Below are 17,973 nucleotides of genomic sequence, written 5' to 3' on the forward strand. Positions count from 1 at the left end.
GTATGCTCATAATTTTTTTGTCGTCCTCCTTCTTTAAATGGTTATTAATTTTTAATTTATTATAGGGCAGTGATTAATAATACCACACTGCTTCGCTTAGCGCTTACTTGCGGATTAAAACCGACTTTATGTAAAAAATCGCCTGAATAAATTGCGTTACTGTCGATCGGTGACTTTTCCCCTGGAAAAAGGTTGACTTCGATTATTTTATATTTTTTACTTGGATCGAGCCCTTGCATTTTGATCGGTTTGGCGATTGTGGTTGCATAAGTGATGGGCATATGGTAATTGAGCACCACTGCTGTGTCTTTTTTACTGTCGACGTAGCTTAAAGAAGCAACCTTGTTTTGATAAGGATCTTGTAAACGATAGAGATCTCCCCGCCAGATGAGATGTTTTAAATTGTCATATTGCTTGATCGCATGTTGCGTAAATAATAATTCGTCGGGTTTTAACTCTTCCACTTTAATATCAAAACCAAGCTTTCCCATAAGTGCAACGTCGATTTTAAATTTGATAGATTGGTTCCCCATGTCCGTAACATGGTTATCTACACTTATTGACGGGAAATAATACGAATATTCCCACTGCATGAAAATGCGGTCATAGGCATTGGTATTGTCGCTGGGCCAGAATTCGGTAAAATACTTCAAGGCGCCGTAATCCACACGCGAACCTCCTCCTGCGCAGAGCATCATCTGCAGATTCGGGTGCTTTGACCTCAAGCGTTCCAGAATAGAATAAAAACCCTGGACATAGTTGATATAGAAATGATTCTGGTTTTTTAGTGTCGCAGAATGGGCGTTGTAGATGAGTGAATTGCAATCCCATTTTATAAAAGCAAGTTCTGGAATTTCCTTAAAAATATTTTCAATCGTCTGAATGATAAAATATTGCACCTTTGGATTGGAAAGGTCCAATACAAGCTGGTTACGCATATAATATTCCGGAAGTTGCGCATGTTTTACCACCCAGTCCGGATGTTTTTCATAAAGTTCACTTTTGGGGCTTATCATTTCGGGCTCGAGCCATAGACCAAATTTTACACCTTTGCCATTTGTCTCCTGGACAATCTTCCCTAAGCCGTGGGGAAGCTTTTGTCTATTTGCTTGCCAATCTCCCAGTGCTGCGTTCGCCGCATTTCGGGGATATTTATTACCAAACCATCCGTCATCGAGAAGAAAGACATCAACCCCGATCTCCTTGGTATCAGCAACCAGACTTTTAAGTTTATCTTCATCAAAATCAAAGTAAGTTGTTTCCCAGTTGTTCAAAAGTGTGTAACGTTCACCTTGACCATGTGCAATTTGATATTTTCGCGCCCAATTGTGCATATTTCTGCTTACCTGTCCACGGCCTTGATCTGAATAGCTGTAGACAAAAGCAGGAGTGGTCAGCGATTTGCCTTTCTCTAGCGTATAAGCAGAAGCGAAGTTATTGATCCCAGCTGTTACGCGCAGGTAGTATTCGTCAAAAGTCTCGAAATCGATTTTGAAATTACCGGACCAGGCTAAGCTTCCCGCAATCACTTCACCGGTTGTTTCGGTAGCCTGTTGATCTAGCGATAGCATAAAACTTGACGAATGCAGCAAATTGTTTCGGGTACCGAGTTTAGAGTCCAAAGTGTAGATTCCCGACCCAAGTTTTTGATCTGCAGAAAGCATCTCTTTTCCCCAGCCGCTATGATGGCTTTTTAGATGAAAAGAATTTGCGGTGAGGGTTAAATTTGCAGAGCCAAATTTGTGCAGGGTGACGTCGCCTTTTTCATTGTTCTTAATTTCAGACCATTGTTCAATCACATCTTCAGCAAAATAAGCTCTGTAATAGAGGACAACCGACAGTTTGTATCTGGGATCGATAAGAATGATTTTGGTCAACCTGCGATTACTATCTATTTGCTCAATCTGATGACTAGAATACTGGAGAACAAGAGCATTATTACCATCCGCATGTGTTAACGCCAATGCCGGTTCAAGGAGATTTGTAGTTCCAGAAGAGACATAGGCAAGTCTCTGGTTAAAAAGATCGTCGTTTCCGGGTTTAAATTTATCAAGGCTCTGAATAGCACTATATTCATCATGAAGGAGCTTTTTTCCAAAGTAGGTCGATAAAAGCTGTCCCTCTTTAGTGGTTTGAAGACAAAGTACAGTGTTTCCAGTCTCTATCTTTAAGGTCTGCTGTGCCAAAAGTTTACTCATAGTTGATAGCAATAAAATTATAATCGGGGTTACGTGAATTGATTTCATCTGTTATTATTTCGATCTCGATTTTTGGTTATTTCTGAATATAGGGCACTGTGGATAAGTCTTGAAAATCCGTGTCATTAATCCATCCCCAGTTCAGTTTTTTATCATGATTTAAATATCTTTCGTAAAAGTTTTCATTTCTGCTGTCTCCATATTTATATAGTTCGAATACATCTCCATGGCCTAGGATTCTTGGATCCTGTTGTTCCCGCAATTTTGTGAAGAGTAATTCTTTCATGTTTCTGTACTGCTTGCTATACGAGCTATCGCCCATTAGATTATGCAGGCACTCCGGATCCGTTTGTAGATTATAAAATTCCTCCTGTGGGCGTTTTCCAAAAGACCATTCCCAAAAAAAGGCTTCTTGTGGTGTATGTACCTTTCTAAGGATTACTGATTTTGTTGGACTACCGTCGGTATTCGGATATCCCGTTTCGGGATTTCCTGCCGGCCATCGCTCAGGTTTAAAATTGTGAATATAGAGCATGTTGTCTTGCACTATTCCCCGGATAGGATAACCCTGATCGTGGGGGCGTCCTATGTCATGACGTTCTTTTCCGATCAGTACAAAGTTGTCACGGTTTTCTACAGGATCATTTTCCAAGATAGTAACTAGGCTACTTCCTGTGATAGGTTGCATATTGGTGTTTTGCTGCTCAATATGAGCGAGCTCTAAAAAAGTAGGGGCAAAGTCTATAAAACTCATATAGCTATCTACCGTGCGCCCTGGAGACTGAATACCATCGGCCCACATCATCGCTAGCGGTAAGTGGTTGGAGTATTCGTAAGCTTGGCCCTTTACTCTAGGGAAAGACATACCGTTATCACTGGTGACAACAATTAGTGTGTTATTTAATTCACCAATTTCTTGAAGCTTGTCTAGCATTTTTCCGAGTTGCAGATCGAAGTATTCAATTTCGAAAGCATAATCCAGAAGATCCGTTCTTACGGAGTCATTATCAGGAAAAAAGGAGAAAATATCTTTTTGCTTTAAATCAGTTATTTTTTTGTTTCCTTTAATCGTTCCTGACCCATATTCATATCCCCGATGAGGCTCAAGTCCACCATACCAAAAAAAGAAAGGCAGCTTGTTATCTTTCTGCTCGGACAAAAAGGCTTCAAAATTGGCGGCATAGTCCACATTGCTGATATTTGGAGTTGGGGGCAATGTTTTAATCGTATTGTATGGCCTGATAAGCAGATCTCGGTTTTTTCCATGGGCATCTTTTGTTACTGCTGGGGCAAAACCTTTACCTGTATAGGCCACCTGATATCCGTTTTTTGCTAAGACCTCAACGAAGGACACAAACTTTTGAGGAAAGTGTGGCCAGTGGTTGGCGGCTTCTTCGAGTTGCCAGGAATTGCGGCCTGTCAAAATATTAGCACGAGAAGGGGCGCATTTGGCATTATTGGTATAGGCACGTGTAAAAAGAAGACCATTTTTTGCAATGCGGTCAAAATTAGGTGTTCTTACCCAGTTACAGCCATATATTCCCATATGTTTATAAGTAACGTCATCCATGACGGCAAAAAGAATATTCGGCTTTTTTGCCGGTATTGAAGACGATTTACATTGATATAATACACTTATAACTAAGAGTATGTGGAACATATGGAATTTCTTCATTAATCCTGGTAATTTGGTTATAATTAATAGGGTTAGGTCTGTAACAAATATGGTCCGAAAAAGGGAAAGTGATGTTCGATAAATCTGTTTGTTTTGTGTGTCGTTTTTGTTTGTAGCACCGAACATATTGGCTCTTTTCCAGCCTTTAGACATACTTAGGAGGTGATTTGACAGATTTGTCTACTAAATTTCATAAAACCATCTACAGTCTGATATAATTTTATTTTTCTGTTTGGGCCTCAAAATGATATCTTTACAACAACAAAACCTATTTTGAGATGTTGCCTATTTCGATACGAATTATAACCGATCTGCTTTCTTGTAAACGACTCTTATTTTTTGGTTGTATGATGTTCATGCTTGTTGCGACAGCTCGTGGACAAAACCAAAGTAGCTTCACTCAGATATCTCGTGTTTTCGATGTAATGTCCCGTACAGCGACCGATTCATTAGGTTTTATGTGGATCAGTGATCAAGATGGACTGTATAAGTTTGATGGTTATGGATTTAAGAAAATTGCCTTTACACAGATATTTGGTGCAGATTTTAAAAATAGAAGTACCAGTTTATTTGAAAAAGACAAGCGTGGTAATTTTTGGATGGCGACAGATAATGGGGATCTTGTTAAAATGGCTCCAAATGGCCGTATAGTTAATTATTCCACAGCTACCGGACGAATTGTATTTCGGTGTGCCGTTTCAAATCAGAATGCTGTTTTATTTGGGAGCACAACAGGTGAATTATGGACGATGGACCTGCAGACCGATAAACTGAAAAGAATAGTTAAATTTCCGCCTACCAAATATGGAAGTACCGCTGTCCAGGATATGACGCTGTCAGAGAAAGGTGATCTCTATATTTCAACAGTAGCAAATGAGATCTATGTATATGCTGTAGCTCAAAAATCATTAAAGAAATTGAACCTACCGATACAAGGCGGGGCCGTTGAAAAGTTATTTTTGGTCAATGATAATAGAAATAGATTATGGATATCAACGGAGTACCACGGGCTTTTCTGTTATGACCCAATGAATTCGCATCTGCAACAGTATGGTGAGCGGGGAGATAACCATAAAGAGTACATGATGTATCGAACTATTCATTGTGATCGGGAAGGGATAATTTGGCTCGGGACAGATGGGTATGGGTTGCGCCGGTTAGATCCCAACTCAGGAAATATAACGGCATATCAACACCAGATCGGTAATGTTTATTCATTAGGTAACAATACAGTTCGTTATATCAATAATGACGACAACGGTAATATCTGGTTAGTATTAAAAGATGGTATTACTCAGGTACTGGCTTATAAGCAATATCCTATCCAGAATTATAGTGGCCTACCTGCCCATGTTCCTCATCGTGTGATATCGATTCTTAAGACACAAGATAAATCTTTATGGATAGGTTCGGATGGTCTTGGGCTTAGTCACATAAACGCAAATGGGCTACGAAAGCATTATGATGAACAGAATGGTTTTAAAGGTCGCTTTATACAAGCGCTGGCAGAAGATAAACTCGGGTATGTATGGATCGGTACATATCAAAATGGACTTCTTCGGTATTCAAAGACAAACAATTCTTTTGTTGAAATACAACTTGGACGCTCTCTGGGCATCCCATTTTTAAAGGATTTTCGAAACATTTTCGTGGATTCCAAAGGAAGAATCTGGATCAGTTCAACCTATGGTATACACGTTCTTAACTCTGAGGCCAATGTACTTGCGACCTTTCCGTACAGTAACAGAGGTGATAATGGCACTGTTGCAGATGCAGTCTTCGAGGATAGACATGGACAGCTGTGGATTGCTTTTAGTCAAGGAATCTTGACCCGATTTATGGAAGACCCTCATAGTCTTGGTCAATCTACCTTTCAGACGGTTGATTATCATCAATGGGAAAATAAAGCTCCACGATATTATAGTATAACACAGATCTGCCAAGACAAAACAGGTTTGCTATGGTTTCGTTGTGACGGTGGTTTTATGATCCGCTTTAATCCTGAAAAAGAAACTTATCAAAGTTTTGAAAACCATGTCGGGCTCCGTAATACGGTCATCGTATCGATGCAATTGGACCGCGATGGTCTGCTTTGGTTAGGGAGCCGGAATGGATTGCATCAATTTGATCCCCGACAGCAGCGTATCTTAAATTACACGATGTATGATGGTTTGCAGGATAATCTCTTCATTCGAAAAAGTTCTTTTCAGTCGGATGACGGAGAATTGTTTTTTGGCGGGATCAATGGTGTTAGTTCTTTCTATACCAAAAGCCTCGCCATAAAACCGGTAACAGCTCGTCTGTTGATCAATGATATTACGGTATTGAACCAGCCTTATGAAGAAATCACAACTGAAGGGAAAGAAGGAGTCCGTGTCGAACAAATTCAAGAAATGCATCTCAAAGCTTACCAATCTTCATTTTCAATCAGTTTTGCAGCAATTGGAAATCTCTTGAATACCAATTACCGGTACCAGTATCGGTTAAAAGGGTTTGATGAAAATTTTTCAAGACCAAGTGTTGGACGTACAGCCACCTATACCAATCTTCCTCCTGGTCATTACACCTTTGAAGTTGTTGCCGCACCACAGGGAAGTGATTTATTTGCAGTGGGACCTTTATCCATTCCTATCTATATCGCGTCTCATTGGTGGCAAAGCTGGCCCGCTAAGCTGTGTTATTTTTCAATTTTAGCAGGTGTTGTGTATTTGATCAGCAGGTGGTTATCGCTTCGGTCAAGACTTTTTCAAGAAGAGATGGGAAGACACAGGGAAAAGGAATTGTATGATATGAAAATGAATTTCTTTGCCAAGATTTCCCATGAAATTCAGACACCGTTGAGTTTGATCATTGGACCATTGGAAACATTTTTTTTCAAAAAAGAACAGGAAATCAGATCAGAACAGGATGAGCAAGCCCTTTATATGATCAAAAATAATGCAGAGCGGCTTTCAAGGGTTATAGCCGAATTAACCCATGTGCGCGACAGGGAGATCGGTCAGTTGAGACTCGCAAAAAAAGAGGGAGATCTGGCTCATCACCTGAGAAATATTTCAGTCTCATTCGGCCACTTGGCGAAACAAAAGGGTGTTAGCTTACATACAGAAATACCAGAAAAGCAGTTGATTTTTGCTTATGATTATTTGAAGATAGAGCATGTGCTCTACAATCTGCTGGGGAATGCCATAAAGTTTACGCCGGCTAGTGGTCATATTGACCTTCAGGTTCTTCTTGATAAAACAGATAGTCAAGTTATTATTCGAATTACGGATTCAGGTCCGGGTATTGATGAAGAAACTGCAGAAAAAGTCTTTGATATTTTTTATCAAGGCACTGTGGGTAAAGAAATCGGAGGACTCGGTATCGGATTGGCGCTTAGTAAAGAAATTGTTCAGCTGCATAATGGCAGTTTGACGATGCATAGTAAGCTCGGTGAGGGAAGTAGATTTGAAATTTTATTGCCTCTTTCTTATAGTACCTCCATGATGAATCAGGATGTACAATCCCAAAAAAACAAGTCAGCAATAGTATTGAGCAAGCGGGAAGAACTCCTTATTACGAATAAAGAAATACTCATTGTCGAAGACAATCTGGATATGCAGCTATTTTTGAGCGGGCTCCTGCGCGAAAAGTTTAACGTAACCATTGCTGGCAATGGTTTAGAAGCTTTGGAGATTCTGAAAAAGAAGCGTATGGATCTGATTTTAAGCGATGTTATGATGCCTAAAATGGACGGTGTACAGTTAGCGGAGAAGCTTCATGCAGATCCAATAAGCCAGCATATTCCGATTATTTTACTGACGGCCTTTCCTTCCGGTGAAAATAGGGAAAGAGGTTTATTGGCAGGAACAGTGGCTTATCTGAGCAAGCCCTTTCATGCACATGAGCTTGTGTTGCTTGTCGAAAATATACTGGTAAAACAGCAACATGCTATTGCAAAATATAAAAACAATTTGGTCGCTACGCCGACAGTTGAAGAAGGAAAATTAGGCAAGGCAGACCTCTTTTTAATCAAACTGACCACGATCTTGAAGGAGCAGGTTTCCGATTCCGAATTTCATCTGGAAGACCTTGAAGGGCTGTTGCATATGAGCTATTCCGTTATCTTTAAAAAATGTCAGGAAACAACTGGGTTTACACCACTGGAGTATTTTAGGAGGATTAGGATAAAAAAGGCGGCAATGTTACTGGTCCGCTACAATTACACGGTATCTGAAGCTGCTTTCGAAGTTGGATTTACCGATAGCAGATATTTCTCACGTTTATTTAAAGAAATGATAGGCAATACACCCTCCATGTTTAAAAACCAGATAAAAGAAGAAGATCTCGATAATTTCCTGCAGCGATTTTAAAAAAGCAACAAGTAGTTTCTAAGAGTCATAAATCTCTAAGTTCATATGGTGTTGTACAATAGGTTTTTATCGATCTCTGGGGCCGGTCAGAAGAAACGTCTCATTACTTGGGAAAGGTAAGGTTCATTAAAGAAATGTAACGTATTGCAATACTCAAATTATTTAAATACCTTTAAGAAAGATTAAACTAAATATCACTCGCTTTTAGGATAATGGAATCTACCTTTAATAATTTTAATGATGATGAGATATTTGTTTTGGTAAAACAGAACAATGAAAAAGCTTTTGAATTTTTGTACAACAAATACTGGAAGAAAATGCTCTATAAAGCTCAGATTAAGCTTCAATCAGAAATTGACGCAGAAGAGGTAGTACAGGACGTTTTTGTTGACCTTTGGAATAGCCGGGAAAGGATTACTATAAATTATAGTTTTCAAACTTACATTGCCGCAGTGACAAGATATAAAATTATGGCAAAAATGGTTTTAAATAAAAAAAAGCCTATAGGCAACTTAGACCAAGCCAATGAATTTCAACTTTTAGACGACTCGACACAGCAATGGCTTGATTTTTCTTATCTTCAAGCTCAGATTGAGATGTCTATCAAGGAGCTTCCTGAGAAATGTCAGCTTGTATTTCGAATGAGCCGAGAATCCTGTTTAACCAATAAACAGATTGCAATAGATCTAGGCATTTCTCAAAAATCTGTAGAAGCACATATCAGCAGAGCGTTAAAATCTTTAAAAACTTCTATTGGAAGATTTCTTTTCTCCTTTTTTTTCTAATTTTTTTTCAACAGATATAGGGTACTTGAATAGTTTAATACACTATTTAGAAAAAGACCCTAGATTATGACGCAACCAACCAAGGAAGAGTTGTATCATTTAGCAGATAAATGGATAAATGGTACAATTACATCTCAAGAAAAAAAGATATTAGATACTTGGTACGAGCAGGATTTCAACGAACCCTTAGTTTGGTATGGGGTTGATCGTTCAGAAAAAGAGCTATCCCTACGTTTATTGAAGAATATTAACAAGAAAAGGGATCGAGTTAAAATTCGAAGAGTAAATTGGAAATGGACATCAGCAGCAGCTTTGTTGTTGATTTTCATTGGAGTTATATTTTGGTATCACTCTTTTGAATACCAAAGTAATAAGAAACAAGCAATAAATGTACAAGTTATTAAACCGGGAAGCAGTAGGGCGGTATTAACACTCGATAATGGTGAAAAAATTTATTTAGATAGTACTATCGGTGGACAGGTTGCCCTACAATCAGGGGTACGTATCGTCAAATCCTCTGATGGCAGCTTATTGTATGAAACAGTAAATAATTCAGAGAGTGATCAAGCAACAGTTTCTTACAATACAATTGAAGTACCTTCAGGTGGGCAGTGGCAGGTTATTTTACCTGATGGTTCCCATGTTTGGTTAAACTCGCAATCCAAACTGAAATATCCTGTCAAATTTATTGGAAGTGAACGAAAAATAGAATTAGAGGGTGAGGGATATTTTGAGGTTGCTAAAGATAAAACAATGCCATTCCGGGTGGTCACGGAAAATCAGACGATAGAGGTCATAGGTACACATTTCAATGTTAATGCGTATTCGGATGAAAAGACAACCATTACTACTCTTATAGAAGGATCTGTTAAGGTTGCCCACAGAAAATTGTCTGATGCCATTCTTCTAAAGCCAGACCAGCAAACATCGTTAACAGACAATGGTATTAAGCTAACTGATGTTGATCCCGAGTCTGCTATTGCATGGAAAAGAGGGATGTTTTTCTTAAATGATGAACCTTTAGAGGTTATTATGCGTAAGATAGCAAGGTGGTATGATGTTGAGATTGTTTACAAAAATGTCGATAAAGGTCTCCGATTTGGGGGAAGTGTATCGCGATATGATCACATAGGAAAGATTCTTACAAAACTTGAGTTTGCTGGAGATATTCACTTTAAAATTGAAGGAAGGAGGATAATCGTTATGAAATAAAATCCTACAAAAGGATAGAAAAAGGCCGAAAGTGCTCGTTACACTTTCAGCCGAATGCGTTGGCTATCCAATCAGATTATTTGAAGCTTGTAATTAAATTAACCAAAACTCCTAAATTTATGATTTTTTTTAATAACATCCAAGACGGGTTGTACCGTTTTGTGCCCAATCAAGTCTTAAAAACTATGAAATTGACTACCCTACTAGTAACAATTTCGCTTGTACAGTTACATGCCGCTAGTCTTGCTCAAAAAATTACTATTCAAAAGAATAATACAAATCTAAAGTATGTTCTCAATGAAATACGAAAGCAAACTGGATATACACCCATGTATCAAAGCGCCTTACTGGAATCAGTAAAGCGAATCGATGTGAACTTGAAAGATGTTTTCCTAGAGGAAGCGCTAAATCAAATGCTTGTAAAGAACAATCTATCTTATATTATTGAAGATAAAGTTATTGTCATAAAAAGAAAAAATCAACTTACTATATCTAAAGATCTAACAAGGTACATGTTAGTTGATATTAAAGGGAAAGTTGTTAATGAGGATGAGAAGCCGATCGAAGGCGTGACAATTAAGGTTAAAGGGAAAAATAAAGGAGTATCTACAGATAACAATGGTGTATTTTCACTTAATGTCGATGCTAATGATATATTAGTGATTTCTAGCATTGGTTATGTGAGCCAGGAAATCAGTATCAATAACAAAAGTGATCTTTATGTTATCCTCAAAACAACACAGCAGGACCTTCAGGAGGTTGTGGTCGTTGGGTATGGTACGCAAAGAAAAGATCAATTAACATCGGCAGTTTCGACGATAAATGCAAAAGATGTCGCGCTGATACCTACCACTAATCTTTCTAATATATTGGCGGGTCGCATGTCAGGTGTGTTCGTGACTTCTCCTACAGGTACGCCGGGGATCGGGTCGCAAATAAGGGTAAGAAGTGCTTCTACTTTCAGTTCGGGTACTGGTCCGCTATATGTTATTGATGGTGTGGTCAGAGATGCAGCAAGTTTCAATGCTCTTGACCCAAATGAAATTGATCAAATTTCTACGCTTAAGGACGCCGCATCAGCGGCGATTTATGGAAGCAGGTCTTCCAACGGTGTAATATTGGTAACCACAAAAAAAGGAAGTTTTGGTAAACCTACTATTAGCTATAGCACAACCTTTGGCGTGCAAAAGCCAGGCCAGCTACCGAAGTATATGAGTTTTGATGATGCGGTTAAAATGGGACGGTATATCTATGGTGATGATCTTGTCACAGACGATGAAGTGGCCGATATCAAATCATGGAACCCTGATGGACAGGCGAATTTTCGCTTGGCCTATAGAGATCCGAAAAATCAACGTCATGCGCTGACAGTATCAGGAGGTTCTGAGCATATTACCTATGCCTTGATGGGATCGTATGTTCGAGAAACCGGATTTTTACCGAACCTAAATTATAATAAGTATAATCTTAGATCTAATATAAATGCTAAAATAACCGATGATCTAAGCGTGTCTTTAAATTTGAACACCAGTACAGGAAAACGTCAACGTTTCAACTTTACTTATGACTATGGATCTGATGATTTAAATAATCTTTGGGGTAAATTGTATTATTTTAATGTACAGTCGCGCTTATATGTTGATGATAAACCAACTTTTCCAGGCTGGTTGGGCAATCCAATAGAAATGATGAAGAATGGAGGTTATTGGAAAAATAATAATCAGCAAATTGATGCTTTGGCAAATGTAAAGTACAATGTACCCTTTATTCCAGGTTTATCCTCTCAAGTCAGCTATAGTCAGAATATTAACAATGACAATACGAAAAGTTTTGCAAAGAAACAGCTTCTTTATACGTATGCAATCAACAGCCATAATATCTTAGATCCAACGCAACCGCTGGGTACGCAATACAGTGGCGATCCTGCTACAGAATATATATCCTATGGAACTGGAAGAAACTCCGGTTATCAATTGAATGGACAATTGAATTATGATAAAAAAATTGGTAAACATTTAATTAATGTTATCGGAGTATATGAGCAATTTCAAGGTGACAATACTTCTTTTGGAGCATCAAGAAATAATTTTCCACTTTTCCCAAATGATCAATTTGCATTCGCAAGTGGAGATAATAAGGATTGGGGAAATAGTGCTGTCGAGTCGCAAGATGCACGCCTGTCTTATATCGGGAGATTTCACTACGAATATGATAACAGGTATATCCTAGAAGGAACAGTTCGCCGGGATGGATCGTTGAAGTTTGCACCGAGCAAACGGTGGGGCTCGTTCCCAACGGTATCAGCAAGGTGGAATATCAGTAATGAATTATTTTTAGAGAACACAAGTTTTATTGATATGCTTGCCCTAAGAGCTTCATACGCGACGACAGGGAATGATGCAATCGGAGGGTGGCAGTGGCTGGAGCAATATAATATTCAAAACGGCAGTTATTTTTTGGGTACGAATGGCACCACAGCGCCAATATTGAGATATGGGGGTATTTCCAATCCAAATCTAACTTGGGAACGTTCCGAAACCTTAGGTGCAGGGTTGGACTTCAATATTTTAAAGCATTTAACACTCTCGGCAAATTTCTATAGTCGCCGTACTACCGATATTTTAGGAACACGAATTCTAGCGATTCCTGCTGAATTTGGAACGAACCTTCCGGCTGTAAATTATGGTCAGGTAAACTCAAAGGGTTTAGATCTTGATCTTGGTTATTTTGGAAATATTACAAACGACTTGAGTTTCAATATTAAAGGGACATTTGGATATGCTACTAATGAAGTAATTATCAGAGATGTTGCAACAAATGCCCAGCCAGTTGACAATCCGATTGGTAAAACGCTTAACTATATCACAGGATATGAAAGCGATGGTATCTACAGAACGCAAGCAGACCTGGATGCCGTTCCATCCAATTTTACGATACTTGGTGTATCACCGGATCTGGGGATGCTGCAATTTAGGGATATCAGCGGGCCTGATGGCGCCCCTGATGGTATTGTCGATACGTGGGATAGAGCTGTTTTGGCAAAATATACGATCGAAAATGCTCCGGTTCAATATGGCTTAAATTTGGGTATCGAGTACAAGAATTTTTCGATCAATGCCATGTTTACCGGTCTTGCAGGTTTTAAAAAGTCTTATAATGATGGTGCTAGTCGAAATACATGGTGGTTTTATGCCTATCCGGAAATATGGAACGGCTATTGGACTGAAGATAATATCGATGCTTCTGTTCCTAAGCCTTTCCCGGGAGACGATCCACGTCTGAACACGGTTTTGAACAATAGTAATTTTAACGTCAGAGATGGTAGTTTTGTCAAATTGAGTTATTTGCAACTCGGTTATCGTGTACCCGAAAGTGTCATAAATCGTATTGGTGTGAAAAACTTGACTGTATTTGCCTCTGCGACAAACTTGTTTTACATTTCTAAATTTAGACTTTATGACCCAGAAGTTGCTTCAAGTATGAGTTATCCTAATTCAAGAGGATTTAACTTCGGAATTAATTTCAACCTTTAAAAGCCATTCACATGAAAAATATAAAAAAATATCGGATAGAATTTGTTATTGGTTTAATCCTTGTTTTATTTGGTACTGCATGCAACAAAATTTTGGATAAAGAAAATCTTACTGCAGTAAATCCGTCACAGATTTTAGGAAGTGCAAATATTTTAAAAGCTCAACTGAACGGTATATATGCCGACAATATGCCTGGAATGCCACAGGGTACAGGTAATGGTACGGACGAAGCCGCACCTACCGGTTTCAATGCTAGCGCTTGGTTCAGGGGCTCTGCGACAGTAGATAGTTACGACATCTATGCGAGTGCATATACCAGATTGAGAGGCATAAATATTTTTTTGGACAATGTTGATAAAGCTTCGTTTGATCAGGCAGATAAGAATATCTTAAAAGGACAGGGATTATTTTGGAGAGCTTGGAATTACTTTCAATTGGTAAAAAGTTATGGCGGCGTTCCATTAATAATAACTGCGGACGAAGTACCCGACGACTTTACCCAGCTACTGGTTCCACGTAGTAAGACTTCCGAATGCATTGCTCAGATGGTGGCAGACCTTGACGTTGCAGTAGATGCTTTACCAGATGTATGGACGGGTGAGGATGTCGGCAGGATAGATAAAATCGCAGCACTAGCTTTCAAAGGACGTGTGTTACTTTTTTTCGCTAGTCCGCTTTTCAATCCATCAAATGATCAGGCAAAATGGCAGGCAGCATATGATGCCTGCCTCGCCGCCAAGCAGAAAGCCGATGAAAATGGAAAAGGGCTTTTTGCTCCATTTAATAAAATATGGGATACTGAACTCAACAAGGAAGTGATCATGGTGAGAAGATATAATTTTCCTCAGGCAGCATATTTCCAAGGTGGAATGCTTCCGCTTACTTATTCGCAGGACCTGCAGGGGCAGGATAAACCAAGTTTAGGATTGGTCAATGCATTCCCGATGAAAGATGGTTCAAAATGGGGCGACAAAGCAAGGCTGTATGATACCCTGTTCAGAAGCAGGGATGAGCGTTTTTATGAAACAGTATTGTATAATGGTGCTCCTTACCAATATCTAGCAAAAATGCGTGATCAAAACGTTTATCACTGGACATTCTATTCAAAGATAACCGGATTTAATAATAATACCGGTGTGATTGGAGAACTTAATCTTCTTTCACCAAACGGTGGTTCACCTACTAGCTTTCACCGTATTAAAGGGTCGGACAAATCAGCCAACTTAGCTACATCTGTTTACAACGCAGCAGTAGACTGGCCAGAAATTCGTTATGCCGAAGTACTCTTAAATTTTGGGGAAGCCGCAAATGAGCTCGGAAAGAGCTCAGAAGCATTGATCGCACTATATGAGGTCCGTAAGCGCGCTGGAATATTAAGTGGAGATAATAATAAATATGGAATTACTGCGAATTCAAAAGCGGCAATACGAGAAGAATACAAGAATGAAAGGTTTGTGGAATTTGCGTTCGAAAATAAGCGCTGGGACGATTTGAGAAGATGGCGGATGTTTGGATATTTACGGGATTTGGTCAGAAGAAAAGGTTTGGCCATAGCTTTGAAATCGGGTGAAACTGCTCCGCAGATATTAGCAGATATTGATGCCCAAGCGATATGGTCTAAGTTTACTTACGAAGAGATTGTTACAGAATCTTCGGATAACGTAATCAAGGATAGTTATTATTTTTATCCAATTCCGCTAGCCTATATAAATAGAAACCCTCAGTTAATTCAAAACAACAATTGGGGAGGAGGATTTGATCCGCTTCAATAAAATTGAAGTAGGAGCACCTTCGTGAGGCAACGTGTTTCGGTGCTCCGACTTCTAATTGATTTTTACACTAATGCTAATACAACAATATATCTTCATTATTATTACAAAATCGATATGAAATTAAAATTAATGAGCGTACTAGCTCTTTTTCTAGTCTTTACTCCGCGCATTGGAATGGCTCAAAATCCGGAGGTAGCTAAACCAACCGATCCCCAGCTTAAGTATTCTGAAGCAGAATTGGGTGCTATAATTCACCTTGACCTGGAAATATATAAGCCTGAAATTTTTTGGAAAGAACACCTGGGAAAGGATCAGATAAGCAAAGCATTACCTTTAGAACTTTTTAATCCTTCAAAACTGAATACAGATGACTGGGTTAAAGCGGTAAAAGATATGGGGGGAAAATACGCAGTACTGGTAGCTAAACATACGTCCGGATTTGCCTTGTGGCCAACAGAAGCCTATGACTATCATGTTGGAAATACACCATGGAAAGAGGGTAAAGGTGATATCGTAGCTGATTTTATTAAGTCCTGCAAGAAATACGGTATTCTTCCTGGCATCTATTGCAGCTATGCGGCAAATGCCTATTCCAATGTGGATGGCGGAAGAGTACTAAGGGGAAATGAATTGCAACAAGACGAATACAATAAGATTTATACAACGATGGTTTCCGAGTTATGGGCTGGTCATAAATATGGAAATAAGGAGTTATTTACGATATGGTTCGATGGCGGAATTCCTGAGAAATCGGCAGGAGGGCCTGATTTGATCTCTCTGGTTGAGGAATCGATCAATCCGGTAACTAATGTGTTCAACGGTCCGGCATATACCAAAAATATCGTACGATGGGTAGGAAATGAAACCGGCGATTCTCCTTACCCTTTTTATATTCCGGTCAATCTAGCTGTAAACAAAAGTGGGTATTATACTCCTGAAAACTATCATGGTAGTGCTTCGGGAGCACATTGGGTACCAGGGGAAGCCGATTTTCCTTTACGTGAGGATCACACTTGGGTTCAGGCTGGCTGGTTCTGGAACGCCAAGAACCAACGCGTGATGTCAGCGCCGGAACTTTTAAAAAAATATTACACTTCTGTTGGAAGCAATACTAATATGCTACTAGGCCTTGTCGTAGACACTACCGGACAAATACCTAAGGAAGATCTAGCCGTATTGAAAGAATTCGGAGGTCTGTTAAAGAAGTTTGACCGTCCGGTAGCAAAAAGCCAAGGTAGTACAGAAATAGTAATTACACTAAAAAAGCCGCGGCAAATTAACACCCTGCTTATTCAGGAAAATATTGCCGAAGGACAACGCGTGACACAATACATGGTGGAGGCTCTTGTCAACGGTCAATGGAAGAAAATTGCCGACGGACAAACGATTGGTCATAAACGGATTCAGGAATTTGAAACTGTTTCTACGAGCAAAGTGAAATTGACGATAACAGAATCCATTAGCCCCCCTATAATCAAGAATTTTTCTCTTTATAAATTTTAATGTGGGTAAGATTGATAACTAATAACCTAAGAAAGATACCTTTTAAATATGATATATGATAAGACTTTATTTTGCTTTTTCGTTAACTGTGACGGTGATATTATTGTTAAGTTGTAATGCTCAAAAAGTCAGATTCAGTAACGTGCCGGATAACAAAGAAAAATTCCATATTTTTATATTAATGGGACAATCTAATATGGCGGGATATGGATCTCTTCAAGAGGGCGATACGATTGCTGTGCCAAATGTGTTCAAATTACCCACCCTCTATTCCGGTCAACTAAAATGGGAGCCTGCAGCACATCCATTGCATAATAGGTTGGAATCAGACCGTTTTGGTTTGGGCTTACCTTTTGCGCAAGAGTATTTAGCGGATCACAAAAATATAGCTGTCGGGTTGATACCACTTGCTTTTGGTGGAGCTGAGATTGATCAATTGAAGAAAGGTACATCAGTATATGATGATTTTTTGAAAAAGCTTATATTCGCACAGCAAAAAGGAATCATAAAAGGTTTGTTGTGGCACCAAGGGGAATCGGATACTGTAGATGAGCTGAAGGCTATCGGGTATGAGGGGAAATTGATTCAGTTAATTGAGGACGTCAGACACGATGTCGGTGACCAAAATTTAAGCGTTGTTGTGGGAAATCTGGCCGAATTTTATGGTACCTCTTCTGAACATAATATGCCCGAACGTGTAAAAAGAATTGATCGTATAAAAAATACGCTTCGGGATTTGCCTAAAAAGATCAAGAAGGTCGCTTTTGTAGAATCTACAGGAACAACTTCAATTGACAAGCATAATGTTCATTTTGATAGGGCTTCATATATACTTCTTGGTAAAAGATACGCACTTGCTATCGATAGTCTAAAGTAAGACATATATCTATGCAGGAGAGATTCGAATGGCCAGAGGAATATGAAGGAAGATCTAACTCAGACT

General features: G+C 39.1%; 9 protein-coding genes. 7 read left to right on the forward strand and 2 right to left on the reverse strand.

Annotation, left to right across the window (positions count from 1 at the left end; all coding sequences use genetic code 11):
- Positions 1-59 precede the first annotated feature (59 nt).
- Both EDF66_RS08620 and EDF66_RS08625 read right to left on the reverse strand, forming a co-directional pair.
- Positions 60-2,198, reverse strand: a complete 2,139-nt coding sequence (locus EDF66_RS08620; protein WP_207898534.1) for an alpha-galactosidase — start codon at positions 2,196-2,198, stop codon at positions 60-62.
- Between the two features lie 76 nt (positions 2,199-2,274).
- Positions 2,275-4,026 carry a sulfatase gene (locus tag EDF66_RS08625; protein ID WP_207898536.1) on the reverse strand — a complete coding sequence of 584 codons (1,752 nt, stop codon included), beginning with the start codon at positions 4,024-4,026 and terminating at the stop codon, positions 2,275-2,277.
- A 194-nt stretch (positions 4,027-4,220) separates the two neighbouring features.
- Here EDF66_RS08625 and EDF66_RS08630 point away from each other — a divergent pair, with 194 nt between their 5' ends.
- The 7 genes from EDF66_RS08630 (at position 4,221) to EDF66_RS08660 (ending at position 17,907) form a co-directional block, all read left to right on the forward strand.
- Positions 4,221-8,225, forward strand: coding sequence for a two-component regulator propeller domain-containing protein (locus EDF66_RS08630; RefSeq protein ID WP_165902407.1), 4,005 nt, complete (start codon positions 4,221-4,223; stop codon positions 8,223-8,225).
- Between the two features lie 212 nt (positions 8,226-8,437).
- Positions 8,438-9,010 carry a sigma-70 family RNA polymerase sigma factor gene (locus tag EDF66_RS08635; RefSeq protein WP_132842011.1) on the forward strand — a complete coding sequence of 191 codons (573 nt, stop codon included), beginning with the start codon at positions 8,438-8,440 and terminating at the stop codon, positions 9,008-9,010.
- A gap of 66 nt (positions 9,011-9,076) precedes the next feature.
- Positions 9,077-10,222 carry a FecR family protein gene (locus EDF66_RS08640; RefSeq protein ID WP_132842013.1) on the forward strand — a complete coding sequence of 382 codons (1,146 nt, stop codon included), beginning with the start codon at positions 9,077-9,079 and terminating at the stop codon, positions 10,220-10,222.
- 185 nt (positions 10,223-10,407) lie between these two features.
- Positions 10,408-13,755 carry a TonB-dependent receptor gene (locus EDF66_RS08645; RefSeq protein WP_207898538.1) on the forward strand — a complete coding sequence of 1,116 codons (3,348 nt, stop codon included), beginning with the start codon at positions 10,408-10,410 and terminating at the stop codon, positions 13,753-13,755.
- 11 nt (positions 13,756-13,766) lie between these two features.
- Positions 13,767-15,527, forward strand: coding sequence for a RagB/SusD family nutrient uptake outer membrane protein (locus tag EDF66_RS08650; protein ID WP_132842017.1), 1,761 nt, complete (start codon positions 13,767-13,769; stop codon positions 15,525-15,527).
- 114 nt (positions 15,528-15,641) lie between these two features.
- Entirely contained in the window at positions 15,642-17,030 is a 1,389-nt protein-coding gene (locus tag EDF66_RS08655; protein WP_132842019.1) for an alpha-L-fucosidase, read from the forward strand.
- Positions 17,031-17,085: 55 nt separating this feature from the next.
- A complete protein-coding gene (locus EDF66_RS08660; protein ID WP_132842020.1) occupies positions 17,086-17,907 on the forward strand; it encodes a sialate O-acetylesterase in 822 nt (273 codons plus the stop codon).
- The last annotated feature ends 66 nt before the right edge of the window (positions 17,908-17,973 follow it).

This window comes from Sphingobacterium sp. JUb20, from assembly GCF_004342035.1.
GTDB classification, from domain to species: Bacteria; Bacteroidota; Bacteroidia; order Sphingobacteriales; family Sphingobacteriaceae; genus Sphingobacterium; species Sphingobacterium anhuiense.

Coding starts and splice junctions, on each gene's coding strand:
- EDF66_RS08620 (WP_207898534.1), bottom strand. CDS start 2,198: ATGAGTAAACTTTTGGCACAGCAGACCTTAAAGATAGAGACTGGAAAC.
- EDF66_RS08625 (WP_207898536.1), bottom strand. CDS start 4,026: ATGTCTAAAGGCTGGAAAAGAGCCAATATGTTCGGTGCTACAAACAAA.
- EDF66_RS08630 (WP_165902407.1), top strand. CDS start 4,221: ATGATGTTCATGCTTGTTGCGACAGCTCGTGGACAAAACCAAAGTAGC.
- EDF66_RS08635 (WP_132842011.1), top strand. CDS start 8,438: ATGGAATCTACCTTTAATAATTTTAATGATGATGAGATATTTGTTTTG.
- EDF66_RS08640 (WP_132842013.1), top strand. CDS start 9,077: ATGACGCAACCAACCAAGGAAGAGTTGTATCATTTAGCAGATAAATGG.
- EDF66_RS08645 (WP_207898538.1), top strand. CDS start 10,408: ATGAAATTGACTACCCTACTAGTAACAATTTCGCTTGTACAGTTACAT.
- EDF66_RS08650 (WP_132842017.1), top strand. CDS start 13,767: ATGAAAAATATAAAAAAATATCGGATAGAATTTGTTATTGGTTTAATC.
- EDF66_RS08655 (WP_132842019.1), top strand. CDS start 15,642: ATGAAATTAAAATTAATGAGCGTACTAGCTCTTTTTCTAGTCTTTACT.
- EDF66_RS08660 (WP_132842020.1), top strand. CDS start 17,086: ATGATAAGACTTTATTTTGCTTTTTCGTTAACTGTGACGGTGATATTA.